Source organism: Runella sp. R0.1_18, assembly GCF_057652155.1.
Genome location: NZ_JBYFCK010000002.1, coordinates 40,657 through 55,800, shown reverse-complemented (window position 1 = coordinate 55,800; position 15,144 = coordinate 40,657). Strand labels below are relative to the sequence as shown.

Below are 15,144 nucleotides of genomic sequence, written 5' to 3'. Positions count from 1 at the left end.
AAATCCTCCAGAGAAGCGCAAGTAACGAAACAAAGCTCCATCGAGAGATAAGATGTCGCAGCTATCCCAACATTGCTTCTAACAACTTTATTTGACGAGGCTCGGGAAGGTTAAGTTTTCGGATTGACCTTTGGGCATTGTGGTAGGCTGTTACACGATCGTATTGGCGTTGTAGATTCAACCAAAATTCAGCTGAAATATCCAAGGTTTGTTCTAACCGTAAGGCCATCTCAAGTGATACTCTTCGTTTTTTGTTTAATAATTGGCTGATAATCGCTTGACTTACCCCCATTTGAGTGGCGAGGGTTTGCTGAGTCAGATTTCTTGCCTCTAATTCGTCTGCCAGTAGCTCTCCTGGATGAGTAGTTTCCGAAGGTATTAATTCACTTGCTTTCTTCATGATAAACCTACAGATTAAACTAAACAATCATGTGGTAAAATTATAACATAGTATGTTATAAAACAAAAAAACATATTTGCCAAGACGAAATTGAAGAAATAAATACCAAAAAAGTCTTTCCAAGTTTTGAAACTTGGAAAGGCTAACTGTTTTTACTTCCCAAACACAGTACGAAGGTGCTCAAAATACTCTACTTTGAACGAAGCAGTCAGCTCAGGCGAGCCGTTTTTTTCAACATCGTGAAAATGCTTGCTAGGCAGCGGTTCTAGTCCACAAAAAGCATTCATGCGGTGGAAGGGAAACAACACGCCATCATCGACACTTCGGCCTTGAAAAAACTCTTCGGGCAGCGTAAAAGCAGTTTTAGGAGCATTCCAAGTCGTAGTGACTAGGTAGCGAGTTCCTTGCATCAAGCCGCCCGTTCCGTAGTTTCGTTCGGGGTTACTGGCCTTTCGTCCGTCGCTGTAATACAGTCCCTTCCGATGTCCAGCCGTAAGTACTTTATCGAAATATTCTTTCAAAGAAAAAGGAAGGTACATCCACCAAATGGGGAAGTGATAGATGACGACGTCGGCCCACACAAATTTCTCCACTTCTTCGTTGGCGTCGTAGTTTTCTGCTCCTACCTGCGTGATTTTTAATTCAAAGCCATTTTCAGGGGTAAAAAATTCACTGTCCCACTCGGTAAGGGTAGTGTTGAGGCGGCCACCCGAATGGGCAAACGTTTTTCCGCCGTTGATAACCAATATTTTTTGCATTGTTTTTCGGTGTTGTGAATGACAATGCAAAGGTATTTGAAGGGTATATGTAATAAAAATAATACAAATTATAGAAACGTATAAATAATATTATATAAAAAATAGTTTACCCGCAGACATTTGCCAACTGTGCGCAAGCAAGTACATCTGCGGGTAAAACTAGAAAACCTTAAAAAATGTAATCAGTACTCAAAAAGTTAGAATCGTGGTCTCGCACGATGGTATTTAGCAACACCTTGTTACTTTCGGTCAATTTGGTGGCTACCAACGAACGAATCGAAAAGGAACGAAGCGCGTCAAAAACCGAAAGTGTTCCTTCGGCGCTGTCTTTGCGCCCCGTGAAAGGAAATACGTCGGGGCCTCTTTGCGCCTGACAGTTGATATTGACGCGGCTGACAAGGTTGACAAAAGAATCAATCAACTGAGCCACTTCCTTGGAGTCTTCACTAAAAATACTTACCTGCATTCCGTGCGAGGCATTGACTTGGTAGTCGATGGGTTCGTCGATGGTTTCAAAAGGAACGACGGGAATAACGGGGCCAAACTGCTCTTCGTGGTAGAGTTTCATTTGATTGTTGACGGGATACACCACCGCTGGAAACACAAACGACGCTTCGGTATAGCCTCCGTTTTCGTTCTGGACACTTGCCCCGTGCGCAATCGCATCGTCAATGCACGCTTTTAAATAATCGGGTTTGTCTTCTTCGGGTAGGGGCGTGATTTTGACGCCATTTTCCCAAGGTAAGCCTGGTTTTAAGGCCGAGACGGCTGCATTGAGTTTTGCAACAAACTCCGTGGCGATTTCTTTTTGTACAAAGATGAGCTTCAACGCCGTACAACGCTGCCCGTTGAACGAAAGCGCCCCAAGGATACACTCGTTTACGGCCACGTCGATGTTGGCATTTTTGGTGACAATGGCCGCATTTTTGGCGTCAAGGCTCAAAATAGCGCGGAGGCGGTTGACTTTTGGGTGCAATTTTTTTAGGCCGTTGGCTACTTTACTTGAGCCAATAAAAGCCAATACATTTACCTTCCCGCTTTCCATAATGGGCGAAATAATTTCTGACCCTCTTCCGTACAGCGTGTTGACGGTTCCTTTGGGGAAAGCTTCTTTAAAGGCATTGAGTAAAGGATAGTGCGCCAGTACCCCATGTTTTGGAAGTTTGAAAAGAATGGTGTTGCCCATAATCAGGGCAGGAATGAGCGTAGTAAATATCTCGTTTAACGGATAATTAAAAGGTCCCATGCTCAGTACCACGCCCAGCGGCGCTCGGCGGATTTGGGCAATGGTTCCTTCGGCTTCTTGAAAACGCGACGATTCGCGGTCGAGGTCTTTGAGGGCGTCAATCGTATCGTTGATGTAATCGACAGTACGGTCAAACTCTTTGGTGGCGTCGGCTAGCGTTTTCCCGATTTCCCACATCAATAGTTTGATGACTAAATCCCGCTGTTGAATCATCAAATAAACAAACTTCTGCATACAATTAATCCGCTCGCCGACGGTCATCGTAGGCCATTCGCCCAGCCCATTGTTGTAGGCATTGACAGCGGCATCCAACGCTTCCAAGGCTTCTTTAGGCGAAGTACGCGGAATACTTCCCAAAAGTTTACGTTCCAAACCATTGTCGGTTGGAATGCAAACTGGCGAATAAATAGACGTAACGGGGCCATCCCACTGGACAAGTTCACCGTTTAAGAGGTATTCTCGCTGGTGTACTTCTTCTAATCTAAATTCTTGGGGAATGGCATCTTCTCTTTTAAAAATGGGAGAGAAGGGGAGGTGGGCTGTTGTTGGCATGAGATAGATGTTTTAGTCTCTTTTCAATTAGGTAACAACAACCGTTTAAGCTGGGTTCTAAAGCATTTATATATATTTTTATTTATAGTATATTTGTATTAATATCAGAAAAATTATAAATGCAAACAAACTTAGAGTGGTTTCGCACCTTTAAAGCAATTTACGAAACAGGAACGCTGAGTGGGGCAGCTAAGCAGCTTTTTGTGTCTCAGCCTGGGGTTGGGCTTCACCTCAATGCCCTAGAATCTTACACAGGATATGCCCTGTTTGAGCGAACGGCCAGAAAAATGATACCTACCGAAAGGGGGCATCTTTTATACCAACAGATGCAACATTCGCTCAATGTGTTGGAAGATATTGAAAGCCGTTTTCGCCGAAAATCGGGCAAAGACCGCCCGACGGTGAGCATGGGAATGTGCGTAGAAACGTTTCAGCAGGCGCTAGAAAAGCATATTCCCGAATTGGATTTTAACTTAATTATGCAATTTGGCGAAAGCGAAAAGCTGATTGATGCGCTGGAAAACGGGGTGATTGATTTGGTATTGTCCTCCCAAAAGAAAAATGCCCTCAACATCGAATGGGAGGCGTTTACGACGGAACAGTTGGTGGTGGTAGCGGGGAAAAAAACGGATTTGACCGACTGGCAAACCCTCAATTTGAATAACAAAGAAGCGTTGTTGGATTGGTTTGGCGAACAAATCTGGTACAATACCGCCTCCGATATGAAGCTGCTGAGTCGGTTTTGGGAAGCTAATTTTGAGACCCAACCCGAGTTTGTTCCCAATTATATTGTCCCCAATAAGTTTTCCATTATTCGTTGTTTATCGGTGGGCAAAGGCTTGGCCGTTTTGCCACACTTTATCTGCCACGAGGCCCTCAAGCAAGGCGACATTACCCTGCTCTGGCGAGGCTACACCGAAGTCACAAACACCCTTTATTTTGGGAAAAGAAAGAATAGCTTACAGGCGGCACCAATCGCCCGTATCGAAACCCTATTGAAAGGCGAATTTAGTGAGGCGTAACTAACTCGTTCAAGGAATTATGACAGAATTGTTGTTGTTTTGTTCTTCTAAGTGAAAAAAACGTCCCAATATGCTCCGTTACGAGTTCAAAGACCTCATATTGTTTGAAAACGAAGACTACATCGTTATCAATAAACCTCCGCACGTCGCTACCATCAACGAACGTACCGCTGATAAGTCGATAAGTATTTTGCGCATGGCCAAAGAATACAGCCATGATGCCCAAGTTGCCCACCGCCTCGACAAAGAAACGTCGGGCGTGTTGGCTATTGCCAAAAATCCTGCGGCATATCGGCACATCGCCATGCAGTTTGAGTACCGTGAAGTTACCAAGCGTTACCATGCTGTTGCCAACGGTGTACACGATTTTGACAGTATCTCGGTATTTTTACCCATTGCGCCGCTCAAAGATGGTACTGCCGTGAAAATAGACCGTCAAAATGGAAAAGCAGCCGAAACCGTTTTCTTTACAAAACAGGCATTTCGGAAACATACGTTGGTAGAATGTATCCCCATTACGGGTCGAATGCACCAAATTCGGGTGCATTTACAGTGCCTCAAAGCGCCAATCGTTTGCGATCCTACCTACGGCGGAGCAACTGTTTATTTGTCAGAATTGAAACGGAATTACAATTTGAAGAAAGATGCAGAAGAGTTGCCCATCATTCAGCGCGTAGCTTTACACGCCTTTTCGCTCACATTCAGGCTTATGAACGACGAAACAGTTGTCATCGAAGCCCCTTATCCTAAGGATTTTGGGGTATTGGTGAAGCTGTTGGAGAAGAATAGTTAACAGCTTTTGTCATACCGACGAAGTTTGTCATACCGACGAAGGAGGTATCTAAACCATAGGCACTTTTTTGTCGGCATACGACGAAGTGATAGACCTTTCCTTCGTCGAGGTGACAAAATGTTTCGGTTTCCTGTTTAGGGTTTGGGGTTTGCTGTTTAGGGTTTGAGGTTGTGAACACCTCCAACAGTAAACCCCAAACAGTAAACCTTCAAACAGGAAACCGAAAAAACTACTTATAAAGAGGCACTTCTGCCATCCAGTTGTTTACTTCTTGTTTTACGGCGTCGATTTTTGCTTCGTTTTCAGCGTTCATCAATACCGTATCCATCAAATCCACGATACGCTCCATATCTGCTTCTTTCAAACCACGGGTTGTCATGGCAGGCGTACCTACACGCATTCCCGACGTAACCATCGGCGACTTTGTATCGAAGGGAACCATGTTTTTGTTCACCGTAATGTCGGCTTTGATAAGCGTATTTTCGGCCAACTTACCTGTCAAACCTTTGCTGCTCAAGTCAATCAACATCAAGTGGTTATCGGTGCCGTTTGAGATGATTTTGTAACCTTTATCGACAAATGCTTTCGCCATTGCTTGGGCATTTTTGCGTACTTGGTGAGCGTATTCGGTGTAGTCATCGCTAAGCGCTTCGCCAAAAGCGACGGCCTTGGCTGCAATCACGTGCTCAAGTGGCCCGCCTTGTGTACCAGGGAAAACGCCAGAATCCAACAACGAAGACATCGAGCGAATGTCGCCTTTTGGTGTTTTGAGGCCAAATGGGTTTTCAAAATCGTTGCGCATCATGATTACCCCACCACGAGGCCCACGAAGTGTTTTGTGGGTAGTAGTAGTAACGATGTGGCAATGTTCCAATGGGTCGTTCAATAAACCTTTGACAATCAGACCTGCTGGGTGAGAAATATCAGCCAACAACAACGCGCCGATTTGGTCGGCGATGGCGCGCAAGCGAATATAGTCCCAGTCGCGGCTATAAGCAGACGCCCCGCAGATAATCATTTTAGGGCGCTCTTTCAAAGCTGTAGCTTCTACTTTGTCCCAATCAATAAGACCAGATTCTTGTTCTACACCGTAGAAAAACGGCTGGAAGTATTTACCCGAAATATTCACAGGCGAACCGTGCGTCAAGTGCCCACCGTGTGCTAAGTTAAAACCTAAAATTTTGTCGCCAGGCTGCAAACATGCCAAGAAAACGGCCGTGTTTGCCTGTGCTCCCGAGTGCGGCTGCACGTTTGCCCACGTAGCACCAAACAGCTCCTTGAGGCGGTCAATCGCAATTTGTTCGATTTGGTCCACCACTTCGCATCCACCGTAGTAGCGTTTGCCTGGAAGGCCCTCGGCGTATTTGTTGGTCAATACGCTTCCTTGTGCTTCCATTACTTGCGGAGAAGTAAAGTTTTCAGAAGCAATCAGCTCAATTCCAGACTCTTGGCGGTGGTGTTCTTTGGCGATTAAATCAAAAATTTGGGTGTCGCGGGCAATCGTGGTAGAAACCATTGTATGTACGATTTTGGGATGATACAAAATACGATTTGGAAGAAATTTTCCGCAAAGGTACTGCTTCCGAACCACATAGACACACCCAAGCTTGAGAAAATTAGAATTTTGTAGGGTACTGGGCTGATTTACAACAATCGAAACGACATTCGATGGTAAGAACAGGGGCCAAACTCCCGAATGCCTGCCCGATGCACGGGCGTAGGATAGCCTACATTTCTTTCCCAACCATAGTGAGGAAACTCAACCGCCAAACGCTCCATGAGGTCGTCGCGGTAGGTTTTGGCCAGTACTGAGGCCGCCGCAATGCTCATAAATTTGGCATCTCCTTTTACAATGCAGGTGTGGGGTAAAAACGGATAAGGCGTAAAGCGATTTCCGTCCACCAACAAATGCTCGGGGCGTAGCGCCAATTGATCAACGGCACGGTGCATGGCCAAAAAGCTGGCTTTAAGGATGTTAATTTTGTCAATTTCTTCGTTAGATACTTCGGCGATGGCCCACGCTAAGGCGGCCTCTTGTATGTCGTTACGCAGGGTTTCTCGTTGCTTTTTATTCAACTGCTTCGAGTCGTTGAGCAGTTCGTTGGAGTAGTCTTTGGGAAGAATCACGGCCGCTGCTACCACAGGCCCCGCTAGGCAGCCCCGCCCCACTTCGTCGAGGCCCGCTTCGGTGAGTTCTGCATGGTAGAAAGGTTTTAGCATACATCGGGTATTTTGGACAGGCGGGCAATTTACGTATTTTTGTTTCGAGGTTATCCCTCCTCGCTATTTTTTGCTATGCGTTTTATCGTTTTGCTTCTTCTTTTTTGTGGCCCTCTTTACGCCCAAAAAAATACCTCAGATACCACAAAAACCACTCAGATGATTGGTAGTCAGCCTGAGTTGTTGTCAGATACGACAGAGTACCGTCTTAAACCTGGGGATCGTTTGCGAATCCGAAGCCTCAACGCGCTTGAGATTATTTTCCCGCAAAGTGGCAACATCGCCGTGGCCTCTACGTCCATGTCGTCAGGACAGGCAGGGGCTTCTGCCTATTTGATTACCGTTGACCGCCATGGCCAAATCGTTTTACCACAGGTGGGGCGCGTCAAAGTGGCGGGACTGACCAAAACGGACGCCACCAAGGCCATAGAACAGTATTATAAAAACCTCATCAACGAGCCCATTTTTGACATTGAGATTTCTAACCTACAAATCAGGGTATTAGGCTCAGTAGGGAGACAAGGCATGATTTATCTTGAAAATGAAAAATTGACCTTGGGAGAGGTCATTGCCATGTCGGGAGGGATTGATTTTGCAACGGCCGATAAAACCATCAAACTGATTCGGAAACGCTCAGGCGTGCAGCAAGAAGTCAATTATGACATCCGCAACCTTGGCGACCCCGCCGTGGCTAATATTCCCGTTTTTGACGGAGATTACGTGTTTGTCCCGCCTTCTAAGTGGAGCCTTCGGATTGTTAAAAACCAAAGATTCTCTAGTATATTGTCGCCAGTAGTCATTGGACTTAACGCCGTTGCGGTTGTTTTAGGATTGTACCTTACACTTAAATAGCAGCAGATGTTTTCGTTTTTTAAGAAAAAATCTTCTAGCGCAACGGTTCCTTTTTCACTCGATTTCATGGAAAGTGATTGGCATTGCCACGTGCTTCCTGGCATTGACGACGGTGCGCCCGACGAAAACGTGACCTTGGCAATGTTGCAGGAGTACGTACAATTAGGCATCAAGAAAATTGTGGCTACGCCCCACGTTCGGGCCGATTATTTCAAAAATACCATTGAAACTATCCAAGCTGCCGCCGCAAAAACCAACGCACTCATTGAAACCCATTCGCTTCCTTTGGTGCTGGAAGCATCGGCGGAATATTATGCTGACGAAAATTTTGTCCAACTCATTCAGGAAAATCAGCTGTTACCCATCGAGGGGCAGTATATTCTATTTGAATTTTCGATGCAAGCGCCTAGCCTTTGGGGGCACAAACTGATTGAAAAAATTCAACAAAAAGGATACACGCCCTTGCTCGCGCATCCCGAGCGCTACCGATACTGGCACGGCAAGCCGAGGGAATGGCAAAGTCTAAAAAACAGAGGGGTTTCTTTTCAGCTAAATTTGCTGTCGTTGGTGGGGCAGTATGGTTCGGCAGAACGAAAAGCGGCCGAACAATTGATGGAAAAAGGGTATTATGAGGCATTTGGTACCGATGCACACGGGCTTCATCACTTACAAAAATTGAAGGATTTGGAGCGAAACCCACACTTTGACACGTTACAACAATTACCTTTGCTCAATCGTTTGGGGTAAACAAATTAGAGGGAAACAGCTATTATGCAAAACGGAAACTGGAGCCAATCACAAGATAGATACACTGAAGTATCCGCCGACATTGACGTTAAGCGGATTCTTAAAGTCATTCTAAGTCGTTGGTATTGGGTGATTGGTGCCTTGGTTTTGACCGTCGGCGGATGTGCTATCTTTCTTCAAGTGGCCCATCCGCGTTACATGGCCGAGATGGTGTTAAAGTACAATGATAAACAAACCGAGCTCGACGAACTTAACCGCCTCATTCAGTCTGATGAATCTAATTTAGAGTACCTTACCGAACTGTATGTCATCAAATCGGAAGAAGTCATCAACGGGGCGATTAAAAAGCTCAATTATCCGTTTACTTTTTATCGTGAACTTACCTTTCGTCACGATGACGTGTATCCATATCAGCCTTTTACGGCACAGATTATCTCTTACGACCACAGTAAGTTTCAGTTTGGGCTTTTTGAAATCAAACAGTCTGGCCTAATCACCTATAAGACCAAAGACGAAACGGAAAACCTAACCTTCGATTTATCGAAAGATACCCTAGTTTCGGTACGGGGACTTTCGTTCAGTGTCAAATCTGTCGAAAGGCTTTCTCAGGATTATGTATTTTCTTATAACGACCTTAACGACCTGCGTGGGCGCCTTGACGGCGGGATTAAAGTAACCGAAGAAGGAGCGAGTTTGCCCATTTTAAACGTGTCCTTTTCGTACTACAACCGACAGTTTACGCAAGATTTTCTTCAAAAACTCATTGAATCGTACGAAGAATATAACCTTGAACAAAAGAAGAGGTCGTCCAATTTGACGATTAATTTTATTCAGGAACAAATCAAAATCTACGCGACGGCACTTCAAAAAGCGTCGTCGGAGTTAGAACGGTACAAACAACGCAGTTCGGTGCCTAGTTTGCAAGCTTCCATGTCGGACGTAATGGGGCAAATGACCCAACTTGAAGCCCAAAAAAACACCCTAGAAATTGCAAAATCGTACATTAATTTGCTCGAACAAAGCCTGAGCAATCGTTTTGAGCCCGTCAATGTGGGTAGTTTAGGACTTGATGGTACCAGCGACGGTGTCCTTCTCAAGTTAGTCTCAGATCTCAATCGCCTTATTCTTGATCGGAAAGCTTATATCATTGGTAAAAACCTGAGTGTCAATAATCCGATTGTAAAAACTGCCGACGACGAGATTGACCGCGTGCGGGAGCAGATTCTCGCCAACATCAAGGTACAGCGCCAAAAAAATGAGAGTACACTGGGCATTATCAGCCAGAATTTGGCGCTAATTAAAAGCCGAATGAATGCCTTGCCATCGGTAGAACGCGAGCTGGGGTACCTTCAAAATGACCGTGATGTTAACGAAAAAATATACCTTTTGTTGATTAACAAAGAGATTGAAACCTCGATTGTAAAAGCGGGTGTTTTACCGTCGTTTACGGTACTTACCCGCAGTTATGCGTATCAAATTTACCCACAAGCGCCGCGCCTTATTTCGGTGTCGCTCGTTTTGGGGTTATTGATTGGGTTTGGTTCAATCTTTTTGGCCCGTTTTGCCAACGGAAAATTTACCGAAATTTCCAAAATTGGCGCTGCCGAGCACGTCAATTTGCTGGGACTCATTCAGCGATTTCCGCACAAAATCTCCCAAAACGAAAAAGATTTGCTGCATTTTCTGGAAAACCGTTCGTTGTTTTCTGAATCGGTCAACAGCATTCGTACCAACCTTAGCTTTTTGACCGACGTCCCAAGTCAGCAAGGAAAATTGTTGGTGATTACATCAGAGCTTTCGGGCGAAGGTAAATCGTTTGTGACGCTAAATTTGGCGACGTCTTTGACCAAAATTGGGAAAAAAGTGCTGGTGGTTGTGTCGGACTTGCGGCGGTCGAACATGCACCGTTATTTTAACCACAACAACAAAATTGGGCTTAGCACGTACCTGTCGGGAAAAGTAGATGATTTTCACCAGACGATACACCATTCGGTCATCGAAAACCTCGACTTTATTCCTGCGGGGCCTTCGCCTTTTAACCCGACTGAGCTTATTCAAAATGAGCGCTTTGAGGCATTTGTTGCCAGTGCTCAGCAAGAGTATGATTTTGTGTTGGTGGATACGGCTCCCGTTGGTTTGGTGTCGGACAACGTTCCTTTGTTGAAGAAAAGCGATTTGGTGATTTACATCATCCGTTGGTTGTACTCGAACAAAGAATCGTATTTGTTGGTCAACCAAATTGCGGAAGAATATAAAATTAAAAACGTGGGCGTTATCATCAATGATTTTTACAAAGATGACCTCTACGCCAACCTCATGCCAGCGGCTTATTATTCGTCGAAAGGCTACGGTTACAGCTACAAGCAGACTTACGATTACTACGGCAAGAAAAATAATTACTACCACAACGAGACGCCATCCAAATCTATTTGGCGAAAAATGATTCGTTGGGTAAAAAAAGAACGCTAGAGAATGCGCAGATTTTGGCTGTTTTTTTGTTCTGACGAAATTTTTGGCACTGTTGTTGTCGAGCAAAAGAACAAAGTCACTTAAATAGGCGCTCAATCCGTATAAAAAATAGCTGAGTTCTTTTTGAGTTTCAAGAGTTTTCCTAATTTTGCACTCCAATTTGAAAATCAATAGTAATGAGCAATAAAGACACAGATTCGGGGCTTGATTTTTTAGAGAGCCCAGAAGGTTTGGCAGGAGAGTTAACCAAGTTTGAAAAAAGCATCGAAAAAAACCGCAATATCTTCGTCATTGCGGGGGGAGCAATTGTCGTTGCATTAGCAGGATGGTTCGGATATAACTATTACGTAAGTAGCCAAGATGAGCAAGCTCAAGCTGCTTTGTACGCTCCTGTTTTTGCCTTTGAATCCGATTCGCTTAATAAAGCACTCAAAGGAAGCGCAGGTAACCCAGGTTTGGCGGCTATTGCTGACGAATACGGTGCGACACCAGCAGGTAACCTTGCACAATTTTATGCAGGTGCAGCTCTTTTGAAGCAAGGCAAATTTGATGAAGCCATTGAGCGTTTGAAGTCTTTCAGCTCGTCTGATTTGTTGGTTCAAGCCCGTGCTTACTCATTGATTGGTGACGCTTACATGGAAAAAAATAGCGTTGAGGATGCCATCAGCTACTACCAAAAAGCAGTTGATTATAAGCCAAATGCGTATTTTACACCTTCATACATGATTAAGCTTGGTGTGGCTTACGAAAAAGCAAAGAAAAACACGGAAGCGATTGAAGTATATAGCCAGCTGATTGAGAAATATCCTCAATCGTCAGAAGTGCTAAACGCGAAGAAATTTAAAGGTTTCCTCGAAAGCGCTGCCGAATAAGTACAATATGGAAAATTAAGGAAAAGGATAAGGCTGCTATGGCTTTATCCTTTTCTTTTTTAGAACAATACAATCATCTATTTTTTTACTGATTAACAACGAAAACTATGAGTTTGCTAACCGTTGGGTCGGTTGCTTTTGATGCCATCGAAACCCCTTTTGGAAAAACCGATAAAATTGTAGGTGGCGCGGCTACTTACATCACGCTGACTGCTTCGTACTTCACCAAAAAGAACAACATTATCGGGGTTGTGGGCGGTGATTTTCCAAAAGAAATGATTGAGACCTTAGAAAAACACGGTGTCAACACGGAAGGATTGGAAATCAAACCAGAAGGAAAAACATTTTTTTGGTCGGGTAAATACCATAACGACATGAATAGCCGCGATACGTTGGATACACAGCTCAACGTATTTGGCGATTTTGACCCTGTTATCCCTGCTTCTTACCAAGATTGTACCTACTTGATGTTGGGCAACATGGTGCCAGCGCTTCAAATGGCGGTATTGGATCGCCTCAATAACCGTCCAAAGTTTGTGATGCTTGATACCATGAACTTGTGGATGAACATTGCCCTCGAAGACCTCAAAGCCGTCATTGCGAAAGTAGATTGCTTGACGGTAAACGACGAAGAAGCGCGAATGCTTTCGGGCGACTACTCGTTGCGCCGTGCGGCAAAAACCATCATGGCGATGGGGCCTAAAACCCTTATCATCAAAAAAGGCGAACACGGCGCGCTCCTTTTCCAAGGCGACGAAGTATTCTTCTGCCCAGCGTTGCCGTTGGAAGAAGTATTTGACCCAACGGGCGCTGGTGATACCTTCGCAGGTGGCTTCATTGGGTATTTGGCAAGTACCGATGACATCAGCTTTGCCAACATGAAACGCGCGATTGTGTATGGCTCGGCCATGGCGTCGTTCTGCGTGGAGAAATTTGGCCCTGAGCGCATCATCGACCTTACGCAAGCCGAAATCGACGCGCGTGTGCAAGAGTTTGTGCTCTTGTCATCGTTCCATATTTAATAATTAGTCCCGATATATTTATAAGGGGTGTACGAAACTTTGCAGGTGATTAGCAAAATTAAACACATAGACCACATAAAATTTTTACATAGCACACAAATCTAAAGGTCGATGCGTCGGGCTGATTTCTTTGTTTACTATGTGTTTATTCTAACTGTGCCCTACGTGTTTTAAAAGGAATCCTACTAAATCCTGCATTTATTCGTACACCCAATTTATAAGAGTAATTACTTCTCTTCTATCGGGGCTTTTCTATTAGAAGGTATTTATCAAAAATCGTTACTTGCCAGGCGATGAAACGGGAAATTCTTTCAGAAATAATAACCTACCTCTTCCTATTACTGATAGGGGTAGGACTTATTAGATGGATTTTTAAGAAACTATTTAGAAATCGTACTTCCCTTATAATCATCCTTCGCTTTTGGGCTTTTCTTCGGCAGCCTTATTATACCGACCATGCAGTTCCTGTTTCTATAACGCCATTGCGTTGGCTATGGCAGTTATTTAGAGTAAATTTTGGAATTACTCTTTTTGTAACGATTATTTCAGTTACATTAGCCAAACTCATAGAGCAATTAACTTCTCTCAATTTTCATCGAGACCATGTGTATAGTACGCCTTACCAAACACTGTTTTTCTTGGTAATATTTGCCCCAATTATAGAAGAAGGGATTTTTAGATTATCGCTACGGCTCTCTCCCTTTAATTTAGCTTTCATGATTGGTCTTGTAGGAGCATATTTAGCTTTACCAGTCCTATCCTCATGGTTTCAATTTAATACTTATATTGTCTTGGCTATTGCATCTTGTGTGCTATTTATGCCAACGTTCGTTTTGGTAATACGTCAAGCATCTATAATAGAGTGGCTTTATCCAAGATTCAAAAAACACTTTCGTTGGATCTATTATTTCTCGTCCATTTCCTTCGGATTTATTCATCTCAGTAATTTCGACAATATAACCCTGTTTCATTACCTGCTGGTCCCATTACTGACACTGCCTCAGCTATGTTCAGGTTTTTTTTGGGGTTACATTCGAATGCGCTATGGAATTGGGTATAGTATGGCACTCCACGCACTCAACAATCTGATACCTGGATTGTTATATATACTATCGCATCGGACCGAACTCTCTTAGAAATACAATTTATTGCTCAAAATCAAAAATCAGTTCATGAATTACGCCATTACTCGTCGCCCTCGTCGCAATCGCCAATCGGCGGCCATTCGTGCGCTTGCGCAAGAAACTACCCTATCCGTCAACGACCTTATCTACCCGATGTTTATCGTGGAAGGAAGCGGCGTACGGAGCGAAGTAAAATCGATGCCAGGCATTTACCGCCACTCGCTCGATACCCTTTTGGAAGAACTGAAAGAGGTCACTGATTTGGGCATTAAGTGCATCGACTTATTCCCGAATTACCCCGAGGATAAAAAAGACAAATACGCCACCGAAAGCTACCGCGAAGGAACGTTGTATCTTGATGCGCTCAAAACCATCAAAGACAAATTTCCTGAGTTGGCGTTGATGACCGACGTCGCCATGGATCCTTACAGCAGCGATGGGCACGATGGGTTGGTTGAAAATGGAAAAATTCTCAACGACGAAACCCTCGACATCTTGGCCAAAATGGCGGTTGCCCAAGCACGTGCAGGAGCCAACATTCTTGGCCCCAGCGACATGATGGACGGTCGCGTAGGTTTCATTCGTGAGGCGCTTGATGCTGAAGGTTTTACGGACGTGAGTATCATGTCCTATTCGGTCAAGTACGCCAGTGCGTTTTACGGCCCTTTCCGCGACGCGCTTGATTCGGCACCCCGTTTTGGTGACAAAAAAACGTACCAAATGAACCCTGCCAACGTACGCGAAGCCCTCATAGAAGCGGAACTCGATTACCAAGAAGGGGCTGATTTTTTGATGGTCAAACCTGCATTAGCGTACTTGGACGTCATTAAGACGTTGAACCAAAACTTTGATTTGCCGATTGCGGCCTACAATGTTTCGGGCGAGTATGCGATGATTAAGGCGGCGGCTCAAAACGGCTGGCTCGACGGCGATCGGGCTATGTTAGAAACGCTCATGTCGATTCGGAGAGCGGGAGCCAAGATTATCCTCACGTACTTTGCTAAAGAATTTGCGTTGCTACAAGCGTAAAGCACTACAATTTTCGCCTTTTCTATACGTTTTGTGAA

General features: G+C 44.5%; 14 protein-coding genes. 9 read left to right on the top strand and 5 right to left on the bottom strand.

Features of this window, described 5'->3' with window-relative positions; translation table 11 throughout:
* Positions 1 to 61: 61 nt before the first annotated feature.
* The 3 genes from AC23P2_RS03120 to AC23P2_RS03110 all read right to left on the bottom strand — a co-directional run bounded on the left by AC23P2_RS03120 (position 62) and on the right by AC23P2_RS03110 (position 2,956).
* Positions 62 to 400 carry a HigA family addiction module antitoxin gene (locus tag AC23P2_RS03120; RefSeq protein ID WP_487771839.1) on the bottom strand — a complete coding sequence of 113 codons (339 nt, stop codon included), beginning with the start codon at positions 398 to 400 and terminating at the stop codon, positions 62 to 64.
* A gap of 152 nt (positions 401 to 552) precedes the next feature.
* The gene (locus tag AC23P2_RS03115) at positions 553 to 1,158 is read right to left on the bottom strand and encodes an NAD(P)H-dependent oxidoreductase (RefSeq protein WP_487771838.1); all 606 of its coding nucleotides are present in this window, start codon (positions 1,156 to 1,158) and stop codon (positions 553 to 555) included.
* Positions 1,159 to 1,327: 169 nt separating this feature from the next.
* Complete coding sequence (locus tag AC23P2_RS03110; RefSeq protein ID WP_487771837.1) at positions 1,328 to 2,956, bottom strand: NADP-dependent glyceraldehyde-3-phosphate dehydrogenase; 1,629 nt, start codon at positions 2,954 to 2,956, stop codon at positions 1,328 to 1,330.
* A gap of 119 nt (positions 2,957 to 3,075) precedes the next feature.
* Between AC23P2_RS03110 and AC23P2_RS03105 the strand changes: the two genes are divergently transcribed.
* On the top strand, positions 3,076 to 3,978 hold the full coding sequence (locus AC23P2_RS03105; protein WP_487771836.1) for a LysR family transcriptional regulator: 903 nt from the start codon (positions 3,076 to 3,078) through the stop codon (positions 3,976 to 3,978).
* 70 nt (positions 3,979 to 4,048) lie between these two features.
* Entirely contained in the window at positions 4,049 to 4,771 is a 723-nt protein-coding gene (locus AC23P2_RS03100; RefSeq protein WP_487771835.1) for an RluA family pseudouridine synthase, read from the top strand.
* A gap of 229 nt (positions 4,772 to 5,000) precedes the next feature.
* Here the strand turns inward: AC23P2_RS03100 and AC23P2_RS03095 are convergent, their stop codons facing one another.
* Positions 5,001 to 6,287 (bottom strand): serine hydroxymethyltransferase, encoded by a 1,287-nt coding sequence (locus AC23P2_RS03095; RefSeq protein WP_183974361.1) that lies wholly within the window; start codon positions 6,285 to 6,287, stop codon positions 5,001 to 5,003.
* 128 nt (positions 6,288 to 6,415) lie between these two features.
* A complete protein-coding gene (rnhB, locus tag AC23P2_RS03090; RefSeq protein ID WP_487771834.1) occupies positions 6,416 to 6,991 on the bottom strand; it encodes a ribonuclease HII in 576 nt (191 codons plus the stop codon).
* A 75-nt stretch (positions 6,992 to 7,066) separates the two neighbouring features.
* Here rnhB and AC23P2_RS03085 point away from each other — a divergent pair, with 75 nt between their 5' ends.
* The 7 genes from AC23P2_RS03085 to hemB all read left to right on the top strand — a co-directional run bounded on the left by AC23P2_RS03085 (position 7,067) and on the right by hemB (position 15,106).
* Positions 7,067 to 7,843, top strand: coding sequence for a polysaccharide biosynthesis/export family protein (locus AC23P2_RS03085; RefSeq protein WP_487771833.1), 777 nt, complete (start codon positions 7,067 to 7,069; stop codon positions 7,841 to 7,843).
* A 6-nt stretch (positions 7,844 to 7,849) separates the two neighbouring features.
* A complete protein-coding gene (locus AC23P2_RS03080; RefSeq protein ID WP_487771832.1) occupies positions 7,850 to 8,590 on the top strand; it encodes a tyrosine-protein phosphatase in 741 nt (246 codons plus the stop codon).
* A 24-nt stretch (positions 8,591 to 8,614) separates the two neighbouring features.
* Positions 8,615 to 11,059 (top strand): GumC family protein, encoded by a 2,445-nt coding sequence (locus AC23P2_RS03075; protein ID WP_487771831.1) that lies wholly within the window; start codon positions 8,615 to 8,617, stop codon positions 11,057 to 11,059.
* Between the two features lie 176 nt (positions 11,060 to 11,235).
* Positions 11,236 to 11,931, top strand: a complete 696-nt coding sequence (locus AC23P2_RS03070) for a tetratricopeptide repeat protein (RefSeq protein ID WP_487771830.1) — start codon at positions 11,236 to 11,238, stop codon at positions 11,929 to 11,931.
* A 107-nt stretch (positions 11,932 to 12,038) separates the two neighbouring features.
* Positions 12,039 to 12,953 carry a PfkB family carbohydrate kinase gene (locus AC23P2_RS03065; protein WP_487771829.1) on the top strand — a complete coding sequence of 305 codons (915 nt, stop codon included), beginning with the start codon at positions 12,039 to 12,041 and terminating at the stop codon, positions 12,951 to 12,953.
* A gap of 293 nt (positions 12,954 to 13,246) precedes the next feature.
* Positions 13,247 to 14,089 carry a CPBP family glutamic-type intramembrane protease gene (locus tag AC23P2_RS03060; RefSeq protein ID WP_487771828.1) on the top strand — a complete coding sequence of 281 codons (843 nt, stop codon included), beginning with the start codon at positions 13,247 to 13,249 and terminating at the stop codon, positions 14,087 to 14,089.
* 36 nt (positions 14,090 to 14,125) lie between these two features.
* The gene (gene hemB / locus AC23P2_RS03055; RefSeq protein ID WP_487771827.1) at positions 14,126 to 15,106 is read left to right on the top strand and encodes a porphobilinogen synthase; all 981 of its coding nucleotides are present in this window, start codon (positions 14,126 to 14,128) and stop codon (positions 15,104 to 15,106) included.
* Positions 15,107 to 15,144 lie beyond the last annotated feature (38 nt).

Coding starts and splice junctions, on each gene's coding strand:
- AC23P2_RS03100 (WP_487771835.1), top strand. CDS start 4,049: ATGCTCCGTTACGAGTTCAAAGACCTCATATTGTTTGAAAACGAAGAC.
- AC23P2_RS03115 (WP_487771838.1), bottom strand. CDS start 1,158: ATGCAAAAAATATTGGTTATCAACGGCGGAAAAACGTTTGCCCATTCG.
- AC23P2_RS03105 (WP_487771836.1), top strand. CDS start 3,076: ATGCAAACAAACTTAGAGTGGTTTCGCACCTTTAAAGCAATTTACGAA.
- hemB (WP_487771827.1), top strand. CDS start 14,126: ATGAATTACGCCATTACTCGTCGCCCTCGTCGCAATCGCCAATCGGCG.
- AC23P2_RS03070 (WP_487771830.1), top strand. CDS start 11,236: ATGAGCAATAAAGACACAGATTCGGGGCTTGATTTTTTAGAGAGCCCA.
- AC23P2_RS03075 (WP_487771831.1), top strand. CDS start 8,615: ATGCAAAACGGAAACTGGAGCCAATCACAAGATAGATACACTGAAGTA.
- AC23P2_RS03085 (WP_487771833.1), top strand. CDS start 7,067: ATGCGTTTTATCGTTTTGCTTCTTCTTTTTTGTGGCCCTCTTTACGCC.
- AC23P2_RS03120 (WP_487771839.1), bottom strand. CDS start 400: ATGAAGAAAGCAAGTGAATTAATACCTTCGGAAACTACTCATCCAGGA.
- rnhB (WP_487771834.1), bottom strand. CDS start 6,991: ATGCTAAAACCTTTCTACCATGCAGAACTCACCGAAGCGGGCCTCGAC.
- AC23P2_RS03110 (WP_487771837.1), bottom strand. CDS start 2,956: ATGCCAACAACAGCCCACCTCCCCTTCTCTCCCATTTTTAAAAGAGAA.
- AC23P2_RS03080 (WP_487771832.1), top strand. CDS start 7,850: ATGTTTTCGTTTTTTAAGAAAAAATCTTCTAGCGCAACGGTTCCTTTT.
- AC23P2_RS03065 (WP_487771829.1), top strand. CDS start 12,039: ATGAGTTTGCTAACCGTTGGGTCGGTTGCTTTTGATGCCATCGAAACC.
- AC23P2_RS03060 (WP_487771828.1), top strand. CDS start 13,247: ATGAAACGGGAAATTCTTTCAGAAATAATAACCTACCTCTTCCTATTA.
- AC23P2_RS03095 (WP_183974361.1), bottom strand. CDS start 6,287: ATGGTTTCTACCACGATTGCCCGCGACACCCAAATTTTTGATTTAATC.